The 16,546-nt window shown below is 71.0% G+C and carries 17 protein-coding genes and 1 pseudogene; 10 read left to right on the top strand and 8 right to left on the bottom strand.

Annotation, left to right across the window (positions count from 1 at the left end; all coding sequences use genetic code 11):
* Window positions 1-306 precede the first annotated feature (306 nt).
* Window positions 307-1,773, top strand: a complete 1,467-nt coding sequence (locus ACFYW5_RS02050) for a sensor histidine kinase (protein WP_389415619.1) — start codon at window positions 307-309, stop codon at window positions 1,771-1,773.
* Window positions 1,774-1,973: 200 nt separating this feature from the next.
* Here ACFYW5_RS02050 and ACFYW5_RS02045 read toward each other — a convergent pair whose 3' ends face one another.
* Together ACFYW5_RS02045 and ACFYW5_RS02040 are read right to left on the bottom strand one after the other, a co-directional pair.
* A complete protein-coding gene (locus tag ACFYW5_RS02045; RefSeq protein ID WP_003992873.1) occupies window positions 1,974-2,231 on the bottom strand; it encodes a WhiB family transcriptional regulator in 258 nt (85 codons plus the stop codon).
* Window positions 2,232-2,549: 318 nt separating this feature from the next.
* Window positions 2,550-3,518: a diacylglycerol/lipid kinase family protein gene (locus ACFYW5_RS02040; RefSeq protein ID WP_389414998.1), complete on the bottom strand. Its 969-nt coding sequence runs from the start codon at window positions 3,516-3,518 to the stop codon at window positions 2,550-2,552.
* Window positions 3,519-3,664: 146 nt separating this feature from the next.
* Between ACFYW5_RS02040 and ACFYW5_RS02035 the strand changes: the two genes are divergently transcribed.
* On the top strand, window positions 3,665-4,105 hold the full coding sequence (locus ACFYW5_RS02035) for a hypothetical protein (RefSeq protein WP_389414997.1): 441 nt from the start codon (window positions 3,665-3,667) through the stop codon (window positions 4,103-4,105).
* A gap of 2 nt (window positions 4,106-4,107) precedes the next feature.
* Here the strand turns inward: ACFYW5_RS02035 and ACFYW5_RS02030 are convergent, their stop codons facing one another.
* The 3 genes from ACFYW5_RS02030 to ACFYW5_RS02020 all read right to left on the bottom strand — a co-directional run bounded on the left by ACFYW5_RS02030 (window position 4,108) and on the right by ACFYW5_RS02020 (window position 6,143).
* Complete coding sequence (locus ACFYW5_RS02030; protein ID WP_389414996.1) at window positions 4,108-5,193, bottom strand: RNA polymerase sigma factor SigF; 1,086 nt, start codon at window positions 5,191-5,193, stop codon at window positions 4,108-4,110.
* A 17-nt stretch (window positions 5,194-5,210) separates the two neighbouring features.
* Complete coding sequence (locus ACFYW5_RS02025) at window positions 5,211-5,624, bottom strand: anti-sigma regulatory factor (RefSeq protein WP_020130755.1); 414 nt, start codon at window positions 5,622-5,624, stop codon at window positions 5,211-5,213.
* Window positions 5,625-5,882: 258 nt separating this feature from the next.
* Window positions 5,883-6,143, bottom strand: a complete 261-nt coding sequence (locus tag ACFYW5_RS02020; RefSeq protein ID WP_389414995.1) for a UBP-type zinc finger domain-containing protein — start codon at window positions 6,141-6,143, stop codon at window positions 5,883-5,885.
* Between the two features lie 86 nt (window positions 6,144-6,229).
* On the opposite strand from ACFYW5_RS02020, the gene ACFYW5_RS02015 reads away from it, so the two are divergent.
* A complete protein-coding gene (locus ACFYW5_RS02015; protein ID WP_389414994.1) occupies window positions 6,230-7,825 on the top strand; it encodes a Na+/H+ antiporter in 1,596 nt (531 codons plus the stop codon).
* A 6-nt stretch (window positions 7,826-7,831) separates the two neighbouring features.
* Here the strand turns inward: ACFYW5_RS02015 and ACFYW5_RS02010 are convergent, their stop codons facing one another.
* A complete protein-coding gene (locus tag ACFYW5_RS02010; RefSeq protein WP_389414993.1) occupies window positions 7,832-8,725 on the bottom strand; it encodes a 1-aminocyclopropane-1-carboxylate deaminase/D-cysteine desulfhydrase in 894 nt (297 codons plus the stop codon).
* Between the two features lie 239 nt (window positions 8,726-8,964).
* Between ACFYW5_RS02010 and ACFYW5_RS02005 the strand changes: the two genes are divergently transcribed.
* The 3 genes from ACFYW5_RS02005 (at window position 8,965) to ACFYW5_RS01995 (ending at window position 12,907) form a co-directional block, all read left to right on the top strand.
* Complete coding sequence (locus tag ACFYW5_RS02005) at window positions 8,965-10,371, top strand: family 2B encapsulin nanocompartment shell protein (protein ID WP_389414992.1); 1,407 nt, start codon at window positions 8,965-8,967, stop codon at window positions 10,369-10,371.
* 117 nt (window positions 10,372-10,488) lie between these two features.
* Window positions 10,489-11,634: a family 2 encapsulin nanocompartment cargo protein polyprenyl transferase gene (locus tag ACFYW5_RS02000; RefSeq protein WP_389414991.1), complete on the top strand. Its 1,146-nt coding sequence runs from the start codon at window positions 10,489-10,491 to the stop codon at window positions 11,632-11,634.
* Between the two features lie 682 nt (window positions 11,635-12,316).
* Entirely contained in the window at window positions 12,317-12,907 is a 591-nt protein-coding gene (locus ACFYW5_RS01995) for a GNAT family N-acetyltransferase (protein ID WP_389414990.1), read from the top strand.
* Between the two features lie 6 nt (window positions 12,908-12,913).
* Here the strand turns inward: ACFYW5_RS01995 and ACFYW5_RS01990 are convergent, their stop codons facing one another.
* Window positions 12,914-13,516, bottom strand: a complete 603-nt coding sequence (locus ACFYW5_RS01990; protein ID WP_389414989.1) for a TetR/AcrR family transcriptional regulator — start codon at window positions 13,514-13,516, stop codon at window positions 12,914-12,916.
* A 112-nt stretch (window positions 13,517-13,628) separates the two neighbouring features.
* Here ACFYW5_RS01990 and ACFYW5_RS01985 point away from each other — a divergent pair, with 112 nt between their 5' ends.
* The 4 genes and pseudogenes from ACFYW5_RS01985 (at window position 13,629) to ACFYW5_RS01970 (ending at window position 15,806) form a co-directional block, all read left to right on the top strand.
* Complete coding sequence (locus ACFYW5_RS01985; protein ID WP_389414988.1) at window positions 13,629-14,216, top strand: dihydrofolate reductase family protein; 588 nt, start codon at window positions 13,629-13,631, stop codon at window positions 14,214-14,216.
* 18 nt (window positions 14,217-14,234) lie between these two features.
* Window positions 14,235-14,438 carry a hypothetical protein gene (locus tag ACFYW5_RS01980; protein ID WP_389414987.1) on the top strand — a complete coding sequence of 68 codons (204 nt, stop codon included), beginning with the start codon at window positions 14,235-14,237 and terminating at the stop codon, window positions 14,436-14,438.
* A 411-nt stretch (window positions 14,439-14,849) separates the two neighbouring features.
* Window positions 14,850-15,473: pseudogene (locus ACFYW5_RS01975) on the top strand (DUF6596 domain-containing protein); the annotation flags it as partial.
* Between the two features lie 9 nt (window positions 15,474-15,482).
* A complete protein-coding gene (locus ACFYW5_RS01970; RefSeq protein ID WP_389414986.1) occupies window positions 15,483-15,806 on the top strand; it encodes a DUF952 domain-containing protein in 324 nt (107 codons plus the stop codon).
* Here ACFYW5_RS01970 and ACFYW5_RS01965 read toward each other — a convergent pair.
* The gene (locus tag ACFYW5_RS01965; protein ID WP_389414985.1) at window positions 15,803-16,537 is read right to left on the bottom strand and encodes a VOC family protein; all 735 of its coding nucleotides are present in this window, start codon (window positions 16,535-16,537) and stop codon (window positions 15,803-15,805) included. The two genes, ACFYW5_RS01970 and ACFYW5_RS01965, sit on opposite strands and share 4 nt — an antisense overlap.
* Between the last annotated feature and the right edge of the window lie 9 nt (window positions 16,538-16,546).

Genomic DNA, 16,546 nt, shown 5'->3' with positions numbered 1-16,546 from the left:
CCGAGTGGTCTAGTCCACAATGGCGGTAAGAGTCCATGTGATACGAGGACGCGCACTTCCGTCTTCCCCGCACAGGAAGACGGACCGAGGAACCGGTGCTCTCTGCCCTGACTGCTCCGGATCCTCATCCTTCGGCCGACCGGGACCGCACACCCCACGGCCGATATTGCTCCGGGCTGCGGTGCCGGGAGGGTTGAGGGTCCCTCTCAGGCGCCGCGGCCCGCGGGTGTCTTCGGGCCCGGTCGGCGGCGGCCGCCCATTTCGGAGCCGTACAAACCGCCAGGTACGCTCGCACCCGTGCCCTCCATGAACGAGCTGGTCCACCAGCACACCGCCCTCGACGAGTCCGACCTCGAGTGGCTCCATCTGCTGGTCTCGGAGTGGCAGCTGCTCTCCGACCTCTCCTTCGCCGACCTCGTCCTGTGGGTCCCCACCCGCGACGGCACCCGCTATGTGTCCGTCGCCCAGATGCGCCCCAACACCGGCCCCACCTCCTACCAGGACGACATGGTCGGCCACCTCGTCCCGCGCGGCCGCCGCCCCATGCTGGACGCCGCCCTCGACGAGGGCCGCATCGTGCGCGAGGGCGACCCCGAGTGGCGCGAGGAGGTCCCGGTCCGGGTCGAGTCGATTCCGGTACGGCGGGAGGGGCGCGTCCTCGGTGTCATCGCCCGCAACACCAACCTGCTGACCGTGCGCACCCCGAGCCGGCTCGAACTGACGTATCTGCAAAGCGCCTCGGACCTCGCGCAGATGATCGCGGCCGGTTCCTTCCCGTTCGCGAACCAGCAGGTCGACATGGATGCCTCGCCCCGCGTCGGCGACGGCCTGATCCGGCTCGACGCGGACGGCATCGTCCAGTACGCCTCCCCGAACGCGCTCTCCGCGTACCACCGCCTCGGCCTCGCCGCCGATCTGGTCGGCCACCACCTGGGCAAGACCACCGCCGAACTCGCCCCGACCCACGGGCCGGTGGACGAGGCGCTCGCCAAGGTCGCCAGCGGCTGGGCGCCCCGGGAGTTCGAGATCGAGTCGGAGGACGGGGTCATCCAGTTCCGGGCGATCCCGCTCAAGCCCAAGGGCACCCGCATCGGTTCCCTCGTCCTGCTCCGCGACGTCACCGAACTGCGTCGCCGCGAGCGCGAGTTGATCACCAAGGACGCCACCATCCGGGAGATCCACCACCGGGTGAAGAACAACCTCCAGACGGTGGCGGCCCTGCTCCGCCTCCAGGCCCGGCGCATCGAGTCCGACCGCGGCCGGGAAGCGCTCGAGGAGGCGGTGCGACGGGTCGGCTCGATTGCGATCGTGCATGAGACGCTCTCCCAGAACCTGGACGAGCGCGTGGAGTTCGACGAGATCGCCGACCGGGTCCTCGCGATGGTCGCCGAGATCTCACCCGGCAAGGTCACCGGCCGGCGCACCGGCCGCTTCGGCATCCTGGACGCCGAGATCGCCACCCCGCTGTCGATGGTCCTGACCGAGGTGCTCCAGAACGCCCTGGAGCACGGCTTCCGTCAGGGCGAGACCGGAACCGTCGAGGTGTCCGCGGTCCGCGGCGGCACCACCAAGGAGGTCCGGCTGCTGGTCACCGTCCAGGACGACGGCGTGGGGCTGCCCGAGGGCTTCGACCCTCACACCGCCGGCAACCTCGGCCTCCAGATCGTACGAACCCTGGTGGAGGGGGAGTTGGGCGGAACGTTCGACATGGTCCCGGCACCGGAGCGGGGGACCCAGGTGATCCTGGACATTCCGGTACGGCCGCACAAGTAGCGGCCCGCGCGAGGAGCTGCCCGCGTACACAGCGCCCCACGCGCATCGCGTCCGGACAAGCAAAGAGCCCCGGACCGGTTCGGTCCGAGGCCAGTGCTCGTGCTATGCGCATCGGGAGTACTGCGCGCTGCGGCTCGGGGGCGGGAGATGCGTACTCGCTGCACGCGCCGCCAAGCTGAGGCCGTTGTGGGGCGGGAGTATCAGGCGGAGGCCTGACGGGCCCGGTTGCGGGCGGCACGGCGCTTCATCGCGCGACGCTCGTCCTCGCTGAGACCACCCCAGACGCCGGAGTCCTGACCGGACTCGAGCGCCCACTGCAGGCACTGCTCGATAACCGGGCAGCGACGGCAGACGGCCTTGGCTTCCTCGATCTGCAGCAGCGCAGGACCGGTGTTGCCGATGGGGAAGAAGAGCTCGGGGTCTTCCTCGCGGCAAACGGCGTTGTGACGCCAGTCCATGGCTGCTACCTCTCCTTGGTATTACATGCTGTTGCTTGTGAATGTGAACGCTTTCACGAATCCCTCAACAAGTGAAGGGCCGACCGTCAGGTTTCCCTGCCGTGGTCCTTTGAGTGGAGAGGGGTTCCGGTGATCTGTGGATGCCGGTCTTGCGGGCCGTCCCGATCGCCACGTAGAGACTCGCAAACCTCAGCGGCGGATACAACCCCTTCTGGAAAGTTTTTTTTGATTCCTCGGTGTCGACTAGGTCACAGCCGTACTTCCATGGGGTGGATCCTGGCCTAAACGTTCGAGTGAAAGGACTTTCGCGTCTTCTGCTCACACAATCACACGCAGTGCACGGCGTACGCCTGTGAACGTCACGCTCGTTCGCAGCCCCAGGTGGTCGCCGTCCATCTGAAGGGGCAGCGGGACCTTCGAATGCAAGGTGAACTGGTCCAGGTCGTGCAGTGAGGCGGCGTGCTTTCCATGGGGTCCCCGCTCGGGGGACGAAGTAAGCAACTGGGTCGCATACCGGGCAACCGCGACCGTGGACATCCGGCTGAGACCGAGTACGTCCAGCCCTGTATCGAACGACGCCTTAGGCGCCGCGTACACCGGGCGATTGCCCAGATACGTCCACGGAGCGGTATTGCAGACTATGGAAAGCACCAAATCGGTCACCGGGTCGGCGCCGGGCCGCTCCAGGGTGATCGTGCCGTGCCGCCGGTTGGGCTCCTGGAGGAACTGGCGCACCACCTGGCGAAGGTAGAGCGCGTGCGTGGACCGCTTGCCCCGCTCGCGCTGCTGTTCGACCCGGCCGACCACGCCCGCGTCGAAGCCCAGTCCCGCGCAGAAGGTGAACCAGCGTGCCGGTACCCCTTCGTCCTCGGTGCCCGGTGTCCCCGCGGCGATACCCATGCCGACGGTCTGCTCACTGCCCTCGCGCAACGCGTCCAGCAGCGCGCCGGTCGCCTCCACTGCGTCGTTGGGCAGGCCCAGCGCACGCGCGAAGACATTGGTGGAGCCGCCCGGGACCACCGCCAGACGCGGCAGGCGCTCGGGATCGGGGCCCGCGTGCAGCAGGCCGTTGACGACCTCGTTGACCGTGCCGTCGCCGCCGAGGGCCACCACCAGGTCGACGTCCTGGCTCTCCGCCGCCTGCCGACCCAGGTCGCGCGCGTGGCCGCGATATTCGGTGGTGACCGCTTCCAGCTTCATCTCGCTGGCCAATGCATGGATCAGCACGTCGCGCGTACGTGCGCTTGTGGTGGTTGCCGCCGGATTGACCACGAGAAGTGCACGCATGGATTGCAGAGTACCTACTGGGGGGTACCGGGCCCACACCGAATAGTGATCCAGTAGGAGAATCGGTGCGTGAACCTCGCCACGGGGGCGCGTTCCGCGCCCCGGGCGCCCCAGGGGGCGGGCGCCGCGACGGCTACCCTTCAGGGGTGAGTGCTGAGCAGAACCCCGCCCCGGACACCGGACCCCTCCCGCGGCGGCTGATCTACGCCGCGGCCCTCGCCGCGCTGGAGGGGCTCGCCCTGGTGGTCGGCGGGGTCTGGATCCTCGTCATGGGTCTCACGGGCGACGCGGGCGATCGTCAGCAGGCCGTGACCGGGGGAGTGACGCTGATCGTGCTCGCGCTGCTGCCGCTGCTGGCCGCCCGCGGACTGCTGGCCCGGCGCGGCTGGGCGCGCGGCCCCGCCGTGATCACCCAGATCATGGCGCTGCCGGTGGCCTACAACCTGCTCCAGGCCGACAGCATCGCCATCCCGGCCGGGATCGCCCTCGCGGTGGTGGCCGTCACCGCGCTGGTTCTGCTGGTGAACGCCGAGACCACCCGGGCCCTCGGGATCCGAGGACCCGGCAGCGTGCAGGACCAGAAGTAGGGTCACTCCTCCACGAGGAGCTTCTCCCGCAGCTGCGCCAGCGTGCGCGCCAGCAGGCGCGACACATGCATCTGCGAGATGCCGACCTCCTGCGCGATCTGCGACTGGGTCATGTTGCCGAAGAACCGCAGCAACAGGATGCGCTTCTCGCGCGGCGGCAGATCCTCCAGCAGCGGCTTGAGGGACTCGCGGTACTCCACGCCCTCCAGCGCCTCGTCCTCGGCGCCCAGGGTGTCCGCCACGGCCGGTGACTCGTCGTCGGTGTCGGGGACGTCCAGGGACAGCGTGGAGTACGCGTTCGCGGACTCCAGGCCCTCCAGCACCTCCTCCTCCGAGATGCCCAGCTTCTCGGCCAGCTCATGGACCGTGGGGGAGCGGCCGTGCAGCTGGGAGAGCTCCGCCGTCGCCGTGGTCAGCGACAGCCGCAGCTCCTGGAGCCGGCGCGGAACGCGCACCGCCCAGCCCTTGTCGCGGAAGTGGCGCTTGATCTCGCCGACGACCGTCGGGGTCGCGTACGTGGAGAACTCCACGCCGCGGTCCGGGTCGAAGCGGTCGACCGACTTGATCAGGCCGATGGTGGCGACCTGGGTGAGGTCGTCCAGCGGCTCGCCGCGGTTGCGGAAGCGGCGGGCGAGGTGCTCGACGAGCGGCAGGTGCATCCGGACCAGCTGGTTGCGCAGCTCCGCGTACTCCGGGCTGCTGTCGTTCATCTTGCGCAGCTCGATGAACAGGGCGCGCGCTCCGCTGCGGTCCTGCGGCTCACGGTGCTGTACCTCGTGCCGCGTGGCCGGCGCGCCCTGATCGTCGTCTCGCTCGTGCTCGCTCATCGTCCCGCCCGTCGCCCTCTGTCGAGCTCTCGTCTCAGCCCGGCCGGGGGTGCCCCCGATCCGCCTCTCTTGAGGCGAGCCCTGCACGGCGGTGTCCGGCAAACCCGCGCGCACGGCGGACGCATTGTCCTCCGGATGCGGCCTGGCCTGCTCGGGAATGCCGTCAATGCCGTCCGCCAAGTGTCGGGAACTGCCCGGAGCGACTGCGTCGTCGGCGTTCTCGGCCGGCAGCTCCCGTGTGCCGCGCTCTTCGTCCCGCACCGGTCCGTCCCCGTCCCTCACGCCGGCCCGGGTCCCGCGCCGCGCTGTTTGTAGAGGCTGATCGTCACGGTCTTGTCCTCGTCCACGGCGGAGGAGACCTTGCCCGCGAGGGCGGACAGCACGGTCCACGCGAAGGTGTCCCGTGACGGTGCGTGACCATCGGTGGTCGGCGCCGAGACGGTGACCTCCAGCGAGTCGTCGACGAGCCGGAAGACACAGCTGAGCACCGAGCCCGGCACGGCCTGCTGGAGCAGGATCGCGCACGCCTCGTCCACCGCGATGCGCAGGTCCTCGATCTCGTCGAGGGTGAAGTCCAAACGCGCCGCGAGACCGGCAGTAGCCGTACGCAGCACCGACAGATAGGCACCCGCAGCCGGCAGTCGGACTTCCACGAAGTCCTGGGTCGCGGGCTCGCCTGCGATCTGGGACACCCTCACCTCCAAGGTGGTACAAGCTTTACGGGGCCGAGGGTCGCCCCCCGGGGTAACGCGATGTGTGGTTCAGCGGTGACGCTATCGCGCTCCGAACATTCTGTCCCCGGGACCCCAACCCCCCGCTGTCACTCATAGTAAACCTTCGGATACGCTCCGTGGCTAGGGGTCCGGCGGGCCCAAATGGGAAGAGCGCGCGCCGGGTTGACGTACCCAGAGGTCAGACGGTCGAACCGTCCCGATCCGGAGTCGTGCGCCTCACACCAGGACGTGGTCCACGAAGCACCACCGCCAGTCCTCCCCCGGCTCGAACGTCCGCATGATCGGATGTCCGGAATCCTTGTGGTGCCCGGTCGCGTGCCGTCCCGGTGAGGAGTCGCAGCAGCCGACGTGACCGCAGGTGAGGCACAGCCGCAGCTGTACCGGGTGGGTGCCGTCCGCCAGGCACTCGGCACACGTCTCGCTCAGCGGGCCGGGTTCCGGGTGCGGCAGCCCGTCGGCATGCGTGCACTGTTTCATGATTGCCAGATTACGACGGGCGCGCGGAAGGCCGCGCGGAGAACCGAGGGCGGGCGAACGGCGATGGGTGAGGGCGGGCGAGGTTCATGGACGTGATGCCGCTGCTGTTGTTGGTGGCGGGCAGCGCCGCGGTCGCGGCGGCGGCCCGGCGCACCCCGATTCCGGCGCCGCTGCTGCTGGTGGCGGCGGGCCTCGCGGTGTCGTACCTGCCCGGCGTGCCCGACTACACGCTCGACCCGCACATCGTGCTGCCGCTCATCCTGCCGCCGCTGCTGCACACGGCCGCCACGGACAGCTCCTATCTGGATCTGCGGGCCCAACTGCGGCCCGTGGCGCTGCTGTCGGTCGGGTACGTGCTCTTCGCCACCTTCGCGGTCGGCTGGGCGGCGTACCTGATCGTTCCCGGTCTGCCGCTCACGGCGGCCCTGGTGCTGGGCGCGGTGGTGGCGCCGCCCGACGCGGTCGCGGCGACGGCCGTCGCCCGCCGGGTGGGGCTGCCGTCGAGGATCACCACGATCCTCCAGGGCGAGTCCCTGGTGAACGACGCGACCGCGATCACCGCCTACCGGGTGGCGCTCGCTGCCGCGGTCGGCGAGGGCGCCACCTGGGCCGGCGGCATCGGCGAGTTCCTGCTCGCGGCGTTCGGCGGCATCGGCATCGGCCTGGTGCTCATGGTGCCGATCCACTGGCTGCGCACCCATGTGAAGGAAGCGCTGTTTCAGAACACGCTGTCGCTGTTGATCCCGTTCGTCGCCTACGCCGTGGCCGAGCAGGTGCACGCCTCCGGGGTGCTCGCCGTGGTGGTCGTCGCGCTGTGGCTGGGACACCGCGCGTGGGAGGTCGATTTCGCCACCCGCCTCCAGGAGGAGGCCGTGTGGAAGATGGTCGCCTTCGTCCTGGAGTCGGCGGTCTTCGCGCTGATCGGACTCCAACTGCCGGTCGTCCTCAAGGGACTCGGGGAGTACGAGGGAGGTCGCGCCGCCTGGTACGCGATCGCCGTCTTCCTCGTGGTCGTCGTCTCACGGTTCGTGTGGGTGTACCCGGCGACCTTCCTGCCGCGCATGATGTCGGCGCGGATCCGGGAGCGGGAGGAGAACCCGACCTGGAAGGGGCCGTTCGTCATCGCCTGGGCGGGGATGCGGGGCGTGGTCTCGCTCGCCATCGCCTTCTCCATCCCGCTGACGGTGCACGGCGGCGAGGACTTCCCCGAGCGCAATCTGATCCTGTTCCTGACCTTCACCACGGTCATCGGCACCCTGGTCGTCCAGGGCGTCACACTGCCCCCGCTGATCCGCCTGCTGAAACTGCCCGGCCGCGACATGCGGGCCGAAACCCTCGCCGAGGCCAACGCCCAGGCGCAGGCGTCCCGGGCCGCCGAGCGACGCCTCGACGAGCTCCTCTCGGACGAGCGCAACGCCCTCCCGCCCCCGCTCGCGGACCGACTGCGCACCGTCCTGGAGCGCCGCCGCAACGCCGTCTGGGAACGCCTCGGCCAGGTCAACCCGGTCACCGGCGAAACGGTCGACGACACCTACCGGCGCCTCTCTCGGGAAATGATCAGCGCCGAGCGAGCGGTCTTCGTGAAGCTCCGGGACGGCCGCTACATCGACGACGAAATGCTCCGCACGCTGCTGCGCAGGCTGGACCTGGAGGAGGCGGCGGCGTTCCGGGAAGCGGCGTGAGGGGGCCTACGGGAACGGGCGGCCGGTGATCACCGCCGCGATCGTCGTCCCGCGCGGGAAGGCGCCTTCCCCGGCGAGGGTGACCAGCGCGTACAGCAGCTTCGCCACGTACAGGCGTTCCACCGGGACGCCGTGGCGCTGCTCGAAGTCCGCGGCGAAGGCGTCCAGTTCGGGGGTGGTACGGGCGTAGCCGCCGAAGTGGAAGCGGTCGTCGAGGGTCCAGCTGCCGCGGGGGCCGCCGAAGGCGCGGTGCTGCAGGGCGCGTATGTCGTCGCCGAGGAAGCCGCCCTTCAGGACGGGGATGCCGAGGGCCCGCTGGCCGGGGGCGAGGCCGGCGGCCAGCCCGGCGAGGGTGCCGCCGGTGCCGCAGGCGAGGGCGACGAGGTCGGCGTGGCCGCGGAGTTCGTGGCCGAGGGACTGGCAGCCGAGCACGGCGAGGGCGTTGCTGCCGCCTTCCGGGACGACGTACGCGTCCTCGGCGTGCGCCGTGCGGAGGATCGCCGCCAGGGCGTCCGGTTCCGCTTTTTGACGGTACGTCGATCTGTCGATGAAGTGCAGGCGCATGCCGTCCGCCGCGCAGCGGGCCAGGGAGGGGTTCAGAGCGCGGTCGGACAGTTCCTGGCCCCGGACCACGCCGATCGTGCGGAGACCCAGCAGACGGCCGGCGGCGGCCGTCGCCCGCAGGTGGTTGGAGTACGCGCCGCCGAAGGTGAGAACGGTCCGGCCGGCCGCCGCGGCGAGGTTGGGGGCGAGTTTCCGCCACTTGTTGCCGACGAGGTCCGGGTGGATCAGATCGTCCCGCTTGAGGAGGAGACGGGTGCCGGAGCGGGCGAGGCGGTCGTCGACGAGCTCCTGGAGCGGCGAGGGAAGCCGGGGGCGGAGGGCGTCGGGACTGGTCACCGGACCATTCTCGCCCCGCGTCGGCGGCACCCCGGCCGTAGCCGCGGCAACCGGCTGGTTTCGGACAGCAAACGGAAGCGGGCCGCTGGACAGGAACCGCTCACGTGCCCAGTCACCCCGTGATCCATTCCCGCTCGTTCGTGTAATAGCACCGGCACGCTCCGTGAGGAAGGCTTGGCCCTGCGATTCGATGCCCGGCGCACAACGGCGCCGGTGCATGACCGGGAGGGCAATTCCTTATGTCGGTAGGCGAAGAGATCCGCACTGATGAGGGCAGGCCGCAGCAGAGTCTCGGCACCAGCGCCGCGCGGAACCTGGCCACCACGACCAAGTCCGCGCCGCAGATGCAGGAGATCAGCTCCCGCTGGCTGCTGCGCATGCTGCCGTGGGTGAACGTCCAGGGCGGTACGTACCGAGTGAACCGCCGCCTGACCTACGCCGTGGGGGACGGCAGGGTCACCTTTGTGAAGACCGGCGACCGGGTCGAGGTCATCCCCGGGGAGCTGTGCGAACTGCCCGCGCTGCGCGACTACGAGGACCAGGAGGTGCTCACCGAGCTCGCCCGGCGCTGCGAGCAGCGGGAGCTGGCCGCGGGCGAGGTGCTTGTCTCCTTCGGCAGCCCCGCCGACGAGGTGTACCTGCTGGCGCACGGGCGGGTGGAGAAGGTCGGCACCGGTCCCTACGGCGAGGACGAGTCCCTCGGCGTGCTGGCCGACGGTGCCTACGTCGGCGACCAGGCGCTGCTCGCCACGGACGCCATCTGGGAGTACACGGTCCGCACGGTCACCGCGTGCACCGTGCTCGTCCTGTCCCGCGAGGATGTGGAGCAGGTCGCCGAGCGCTCCGACTCCCTGCGCGAGCATTTCGACCGGCAGCGCTCGATCCCGGCCCAGCGCACCAACAGGCACGGCGAGAAGGAGATCGACCTCGCGTCCGGTCACAGCGGGGAGCCGGACATCCCGCACACCTTCGTCGATTACGAGGCCAAGCCCCGCGAGTACGAACTGAGCATCGCCCAGACCGTCCTGCGCATCCACTCCCGGGTGGCCGACCTCTACAACCAGCCGATGAACCAGACCGAGCAGCAGCTCCGGCTGACCGTCGAGGCGCTCAAGGAGCGTCAGGAGCACGAACTCATCAACAACCGCGAGTTCGGGCTGCTCAACAACTGCGAGTACGACCAGCGGATCCAGCCGCACGACGGCGTGCCCGGGCCCGACGACATGGACGAGCTGCTCAGCAGGCGCCGCGGCACCAAGCTGTTCCTCGCCCACCCGCGCGCGATCGCCGCGTTCGGCCGCGAGCTCAACAAGCGCGGACTGGTGACCGAGAGCATCGACATGGCCGGCAACCGGCTGCCCACCTGGCGCGGGGTGCCGATCTTCCCGTGCAACAAGATCCCGGTCAGCGAGGCTCGCACGACCTCGATCATCGCCATGCGTACCGGTGAGGCCGAGCAGGGGGTCATCGGGCTCCAGCAGGCGGGTATCCCGGACGAGATCGAGCCGAGCCTGTCGGTGCGGTTCATGGGCATCAACGAACAGGCGATCATCAAGTACCTGGTGACCGCCTACTACTCGGCCGCGGTCCTCGTGCCGGACGCGCTCGGTGTACTGGAGAACGTCGAGATCGGGCGCTGGCAGTGAGCCTCCCGCCGGCAACCGGTGTCCCCGCCCTCCGGGGCGGGTACATCCTCGGAGTACGCGCCCGGCCGCGGGACCAGTGCCAGCGTCGGCCAACTGGGGTGATCGGTGGGTGAGTTCATGACCGATACGCAGCAACACCCCGCCGGAGGGCGGCTACCGACCGAGACGCGGGAAAGGCGGAGGCCCATCGGGACCCAGACACACGCCGGGCCGGAAGCGCTCGACGGACAGGAGGCGATGGCCATCCTGGAACGCGCACGGGGGTCCGTCGACCCCGAACTGCGCGCCGCCATCGACTCATTGCCCAAGGCCATGCGCCGGGTCGCGCTCTACCACTTCGGCTGGGAGCACGCGGACGGCACACCCGCCGCGGGCAACGCGGGCAAGGCGATCCGTCCCGCGCTCGTCCTCACCGCGGCGGAGGCGCTCGGCGGGCCGGCCGCCCGCAAGGCCGCCGTACGGGCCGCCGCGGCGGTGGAGCTGATCCACAACTTCACGTTGCTGCACGACGACGTGATGGACCGGGACTCCACCCGACGGCACCGGCCGACCGCCTGGACGGTGTTCGGGGACGCCGACGCGATCCTCGCCGGGGACGCCCTCCAGGCCCTCGCCCTCGGACTACTCGCCGGCGACCCGCATCCGGCGTCCACCGGGGCCGCCGCCCGGCTCGCCGCCTGTGTGGTCGAGCTGTGCGAGGGGCAGCACGCGGACACGGCCCTGGAGAAGCGGGCCTGCGCCGAGATCGGCCTCGACGAGGCGCTCGCGATGGCCGAGGCCAAGACGGGAGCCCTGCTGGGCTGCGCCTGTGCCCTCGGCGCGCTGTATGCCGGCGCGCCGCGGGAGGACGTGGAGGCGATGGACGCGTTCGGCCGTGAGGCCGGGCTCGCCTTCCAGCTCATCGACGACGTCATCGGCATATGGGGCGACCCCCGGCGCACCGGCAAGCCGGCCGGCGCGGACCTGGCCGCCCGCAAGAAGTCGCTGCCGGTCGTCGCCGCGCTCACCTCCGGCACCCCGGCGGCGCGGGAGCTCGCCGAGCTGTACGAAGTGCCGTACGGCAAGGGCGGTCTGGCGGGGGAGGAGGAGACCGCCCGCACCGCGCTGGCCGTGGAACAGGCGGGCGGCCGTGACTGGGCGCAGGTCCAGGCGGCCGACCGGATGGCCCGCGCGATGCAGGAGCTGGCCCGCGCGGTGCCCGAACCGGAGGCGGCGGGCGGGCTGCTGGCGCTGGCCGAGTTCGTCACCCGGCGCAGCACCTGAAGACCCCGGACCGGCGGTCGCGCGGCTCCTGACCCCGCACGACCGCCGGCCCGGCCAGGTCCCGCGCATCCCCACGGTGCGCGGGGCCTGTTCATGCACCGGCCGAGCGTTCTTCCGTCGGGTCGTGCGGCCTCGTACGACGCCCGCCTCGGCCGCCGGGGTCACGCGCGCATTCTCACGGTGTGCGGGGCCTGTTCATTCACCGGGTGAGCGGTATCCCGTCGGGTCGTGCGGGCTCCTACGACGCCGCCCCGGCCGCCGGGGTCACCTGCGCACATCAGGGTGTGCGGGGCCTGTTCATTCACCAGGCATGCCCGGGGTTCGTTCACCAGGCATGCCCGGGCGCCGGGGCAGCGGTATCCCGTCGGGTCGTGCGGGCTCGTCCGACCGTCGCGCCGGGGTGCCGTGCATCCTCGCCGCGAGCGGTTCACCGGGGCCGCCAGGGTGCCGGGGGAGCCGTAGGCCGGTGGGTCGGGCGGCCGTGCAGCCCCCGTCCCGGCCACCCGGAACCCGAGCAACCCCCTGGCGTGCGGCGCCTGTTCGCTCGCCAGGCTCTTCCCGGCGCCGATGACCGCGCAGTGCTGAGTCGAATTCCGTCAATCTTTGGCCATGACCGCCCCGCGTGGCCCGACCGCCATACGATCAAGGCCGATCACGGCCGATCGAGATGAAGGGGCGGGACATGGGTGTGGTGATCCGGGCGGCGAGTGAGGCGGACCGGGACCTGGTGGTGCGGCTGCTGGACGAGGCGTTCCAGGACGACCCGGTCAGCGGCTGGGTGTTTCCCGGTGCCGAGTACCGCCGGGCGACCCATCACCGGCTGATGGCGGCCTTCACCGACATCGTGCTCGCCGAGGGGCGGATCGACCTGACCCAGGACGGCTCGGCCTGCGCCCTGTGGCTGCCGACGCCCGCCGGGGAGCACGACCCCGACGACGACGGGCCCGTGCAACTGCGGAACGCCGTGGACCCGGAGAACGAGCGCGTCGAGCTGATCGCCCGCCTGACCGCCGACATCCACCCCGCCGACCGCGCCCACGAATACCTGTGGATGATCGGCGTCGCCCCCGGCCGGCAGGGCGACGGCCTCGGCTCCGCCCTGATCGGCGCCGTACTCGACCGCTGCGACAGCGACGGCGTCCCCGCCTACCTGGAGGCGAGCAGCGCCCGCAGCCGCAAGCTGTACGAACGCCTCGGCTTCGAACTCCTCGGCACCCCGCTCACCCTGCCCGGCGGCCCCCAGATGTTCCCCATGTGGCGCGAACCGCGCTGAGCCCGCCTACGCCCCCGCCTCCGGCCCCGGCACCACCATCTCCACGATCCGCTCGATCAGCCCCTCCGGAACCCCCACCCCCGGCAGCACACCCTCCAGCACCCCCGGCAGCGTCAGATGCTCCAGGATCAGGCCGAGCATGGCGAGATAGAGCACCGTGACGGTCTCGTCGCCGCCGGGGAGCCCGGCGGCGCGGTGGAACTCCATGCCCTCCGTGAGGTCCCCGCGCACCGACTCCGTGTAGGAAGCCCGCAGTTCCGGGCGCCGGGTCGCCTCCAGGCGCATCTCCAGCAGCGCCAGATAGCCGGTGCGGTCGCGGACGGCCCGGCCCATCAGGTCGTGCATGAACGCCGTCACCAGTGACCGGTCCTTCGGCCGTTCGAGCAGCTCGGCGATCACCTCGGGGTCGGGGGCCAGCCGTACGTGCAGCCGGGCGTCGATCTGCCGCAGCAGGTCGTCGCGCCCGGTGAAGTAGTTGGAGGCTGTGCCCACCGGCACCCCCGCCTCGGCGTCCACCGCGCGGAACGTCAGCCCGCGCGCCCCTTCCCGCGCGAGCACCGCCACCCCGGCGTCCACCAGCGCCGCCCGCCGTTCCGGATTCCTGGCCAATGCGGAATCTCCTCTCCCACTTAAATCCCGTCCCCGAAAACACTTGCAACCACTACGAGCGAAGTACTACAAATGCAGTTGTTCAACGACACCCTACGGAAAGAGCCCCGGCTTGCGAAAGCTCACGTACTTCATCGCCTGCTCCATCGACGGGTTCATCGGCGACCCGAAGGGCGACGCCTCCTCGATGTTCGCGTTCCTGGACGAGGAGTTCCTCGGCTACCTCGCCTCGACCTGGCCGGAGACGGTCGCGGTGCAGGGCCGCGAGCACCTCGGCCTCCAGGGCGCCGAGAACCTCCGCTTCGACACGGTGATCCAGGGCCGCGCCAGCTACCAGCTCGCCCTCGATCTCGGCATCACCAGCCCCTACGGCCATCTGCGCGAATACGTCGCCTCGCGCACCCTCGGCGCCTCCCCGGACCCGAACGTCACCGTGATCGACGGCGACCTGGTCGCCCGCGTCCGTGAGCTCAAGGCCGAGGACAGCGAACTGGACATCTGGCTGTGCGGCGGCTCCCAGATCGCGGGCCAACTGCTCGACGAGATCGACGAACTCGTGATCAAGACGTACCCGCAGGTCTACGGCGCGGGCCTGCCCATGTTCGGCGGCACCGGGTTCGCCGTCAGCGACTTCACCCTGGAAGGCGTCCGCACGTTCGGTAACGGAGTGCTGGTCCGCACCTACGCACGGAAGCGCTGACCGGCCTACCCTTGGGACATGGACAGCAGCGACGAACATGCCTGTCCCGTCTGCGGACAGTCCGTCGAAACGGTCGTCCGGCGCCACAAGACGCTGGGCGCATGGGTACCGCGCTGGGTGGCCGGCCCCTGCCGTAACCCCACGTGCGCGGCAGGCCACGAGCACCCCGAAGATCCCGAGCGCCGGGAGGAGCCCGAGGAACCCGCCTCGAGCAGTTCCTGAAAAGGTCGGCCCGCACCATGTCGAGAACCCGGGCCCGGCTCCGACGTCCCCCGTGAGAGCCGCCCCGACGGGCGGCGCGAGACAAAGGAGCGAGTCATGAAGTACCTGGTCATGGTGCAGGGAAGCCAGGCGGACTACGAGGCGATGAAGGGCGGCGCGTCGGAGACACCGGGGCGCCCGCCGGCTGCGGGCACTCCAGGATTCGGGCGGCGACCTCGGTGACCCGCTCCAGGCTCGCGCACTCCAGGACCCGTACCCGGTGGTGATCCGGCCCGTCGACGAGGGCACCGGAGACGTCTGAACCGCATGAGCGACACCTCGAGGACCTGCTGCGCCACCACGCGCCGCAGGTCCTCGGTGCGCTCGTGCGGCGGTACGGCCTTTTCCTGGGGGTGCCCCCACTGGGGGAGCATCAGCCGTGCCAAGCAGAAGGTGCGCGGGGCCGGCTTCGGGCGCCCCGACAACTGGGCGGAACGGCTCCCCGCCGTCCTGCACACCCTCTGTCTGATCTTCAACGAGGGTTACGCGGCGACCTCGGGCCGCGACGCCCGCACCGGCCCGGGCGGCGACCTCGTGCCGCTCGACGAGCAGGACTGCGAGCGCTGGGACAAGGCGGCGATCGAGGAGGGCGTCGCGCTGGTCACCGGGGCGCTGAGCGCGGGCCCGGCGGGGCCGTACCAGCTCCGCGCGGCCATCGCCGCCATCCACGACGAGGCACCGTCCGCGGACGCCACGGACTGGCGGGAGATCCTCGGCCTGTACGACGTGCTGGTGCGCCTGGTCCCCGGCCCCGTCGAGCGCCTGAACCGCGCGGTCGCCGTCGCCATGGTGCGCGGTCCGGAGGCGGGACGTGAGGAAGTGGAGGCGCTGAAGGGGGAGTTGGAGCACCGGCGGGATGCCGTACGGGGGCATCCGCTGGAGCGCGCCGGGGATCACGCCGCCGCCCGGGCCGCCCACGAGTCGGCGGCGGCGCAGACCATGAGCCTGCCCGAGCAGCGCTGTCTGCGGGGGCGGGCGGCGCGGCTGGCGCCGTAACGTGACCGCATGAGCGAACCCATCCTGCACCTCACCCAGCGGTCCCTGTGGGACGAGGCCCGGGCGGCGGGCACGTACGAGATCTCGACGCGCGGGAAGACCCTCCAGGACGAGGGGTTCATCCACTGCTCCACGCGCGTCCAACTCCCGCGCATCGCCGAGGCGATGTTCGCGGACCTCAGTGATCTGGTGGTCCTGGTGGTGGACCCCGGCCGCCTCGGCGCGCCCGTGCGGTACGAGGCGGCCGAGCCCGGCGGCGAGGAGTTCCCGCACATCTACGGGCCGCTGCCGGTGGCCGCGGTGGTCGGGGTGGAGCCCTGGGTGTGGCGTTAGGCGGGCAGGCCGCCGGTGTGCGGGTCCCGGCCCGTCAGGCAGTACGTGCCGCCCGCCGGGTCGCGCAGCACACGCCAGTGGGTGCCGCGGTGCACGAGCCGCGCGCCGAGCCGTTCATGGGCGGCCCGGCTCGCCTCGATGTCCGCGCAGGCCAGGTCGAGATGGGTCGAGGCGGGGCGTTCCTCGCCGAGGCGTTGCAGCAGGATGCGGACCGGCAGGCCCGCCGGGGGCCGGACCACGTGGAACTCCGGAAGGGAACCCGGCGCCGACGTCCACTCGGGCAACAGGGCGCTGAAGAAGGCGACTTCGGCGTCGTAGCGGGAGGGCGGGGTGTCCAGGCAGACCTGGTCGAGGCGCGTCCCCCGGACCACCGGCGGCCGGGTCGCCTCCTCGTGCCAGGGCACCGCGCAGAAGAACTGCCCTGCCGGGGACCGCAGTACGGCCCAGTCGCCGTGGTCGGCGACGAGTTCCGCCCCGGTGCGCAGCGCCGTCCGCACGAAGCCCGGCACCTCCTCGACGGCGAAGTCCAGGTGCGCGCCGCCGGGTCCGTCCACGACCCCCTGCACCTTGACGCAGGCGTCTCCCGACTCGGGCAGCAGGGTCACGAACTCGCCCTGTTCGCCCCGGAGTTCGGACAGCCGGGTGCCGGTGACGGCGGTCCAGAAGTCACAGGCGGCGGCGAAGCCGGCGGCGGGCCGGTCGACGAAGGCGTACGTCCAGCGGATGGTCATGGACGCGAT

Source organism: Streptomyces sp. NPDC002779 (assembly GCF_042888685.1).
In the GTDB taxonomy this organism is placed as follows: Bacteria; Actinomycetota; Actinomycetes; order Streptomycetales; family Streptomycetaceae; genus Streptomyces.
Note: the sequence above shows the minus strand (reverse complement) of the source record. Positions and strands in the feature narration are given on the sequence as shown.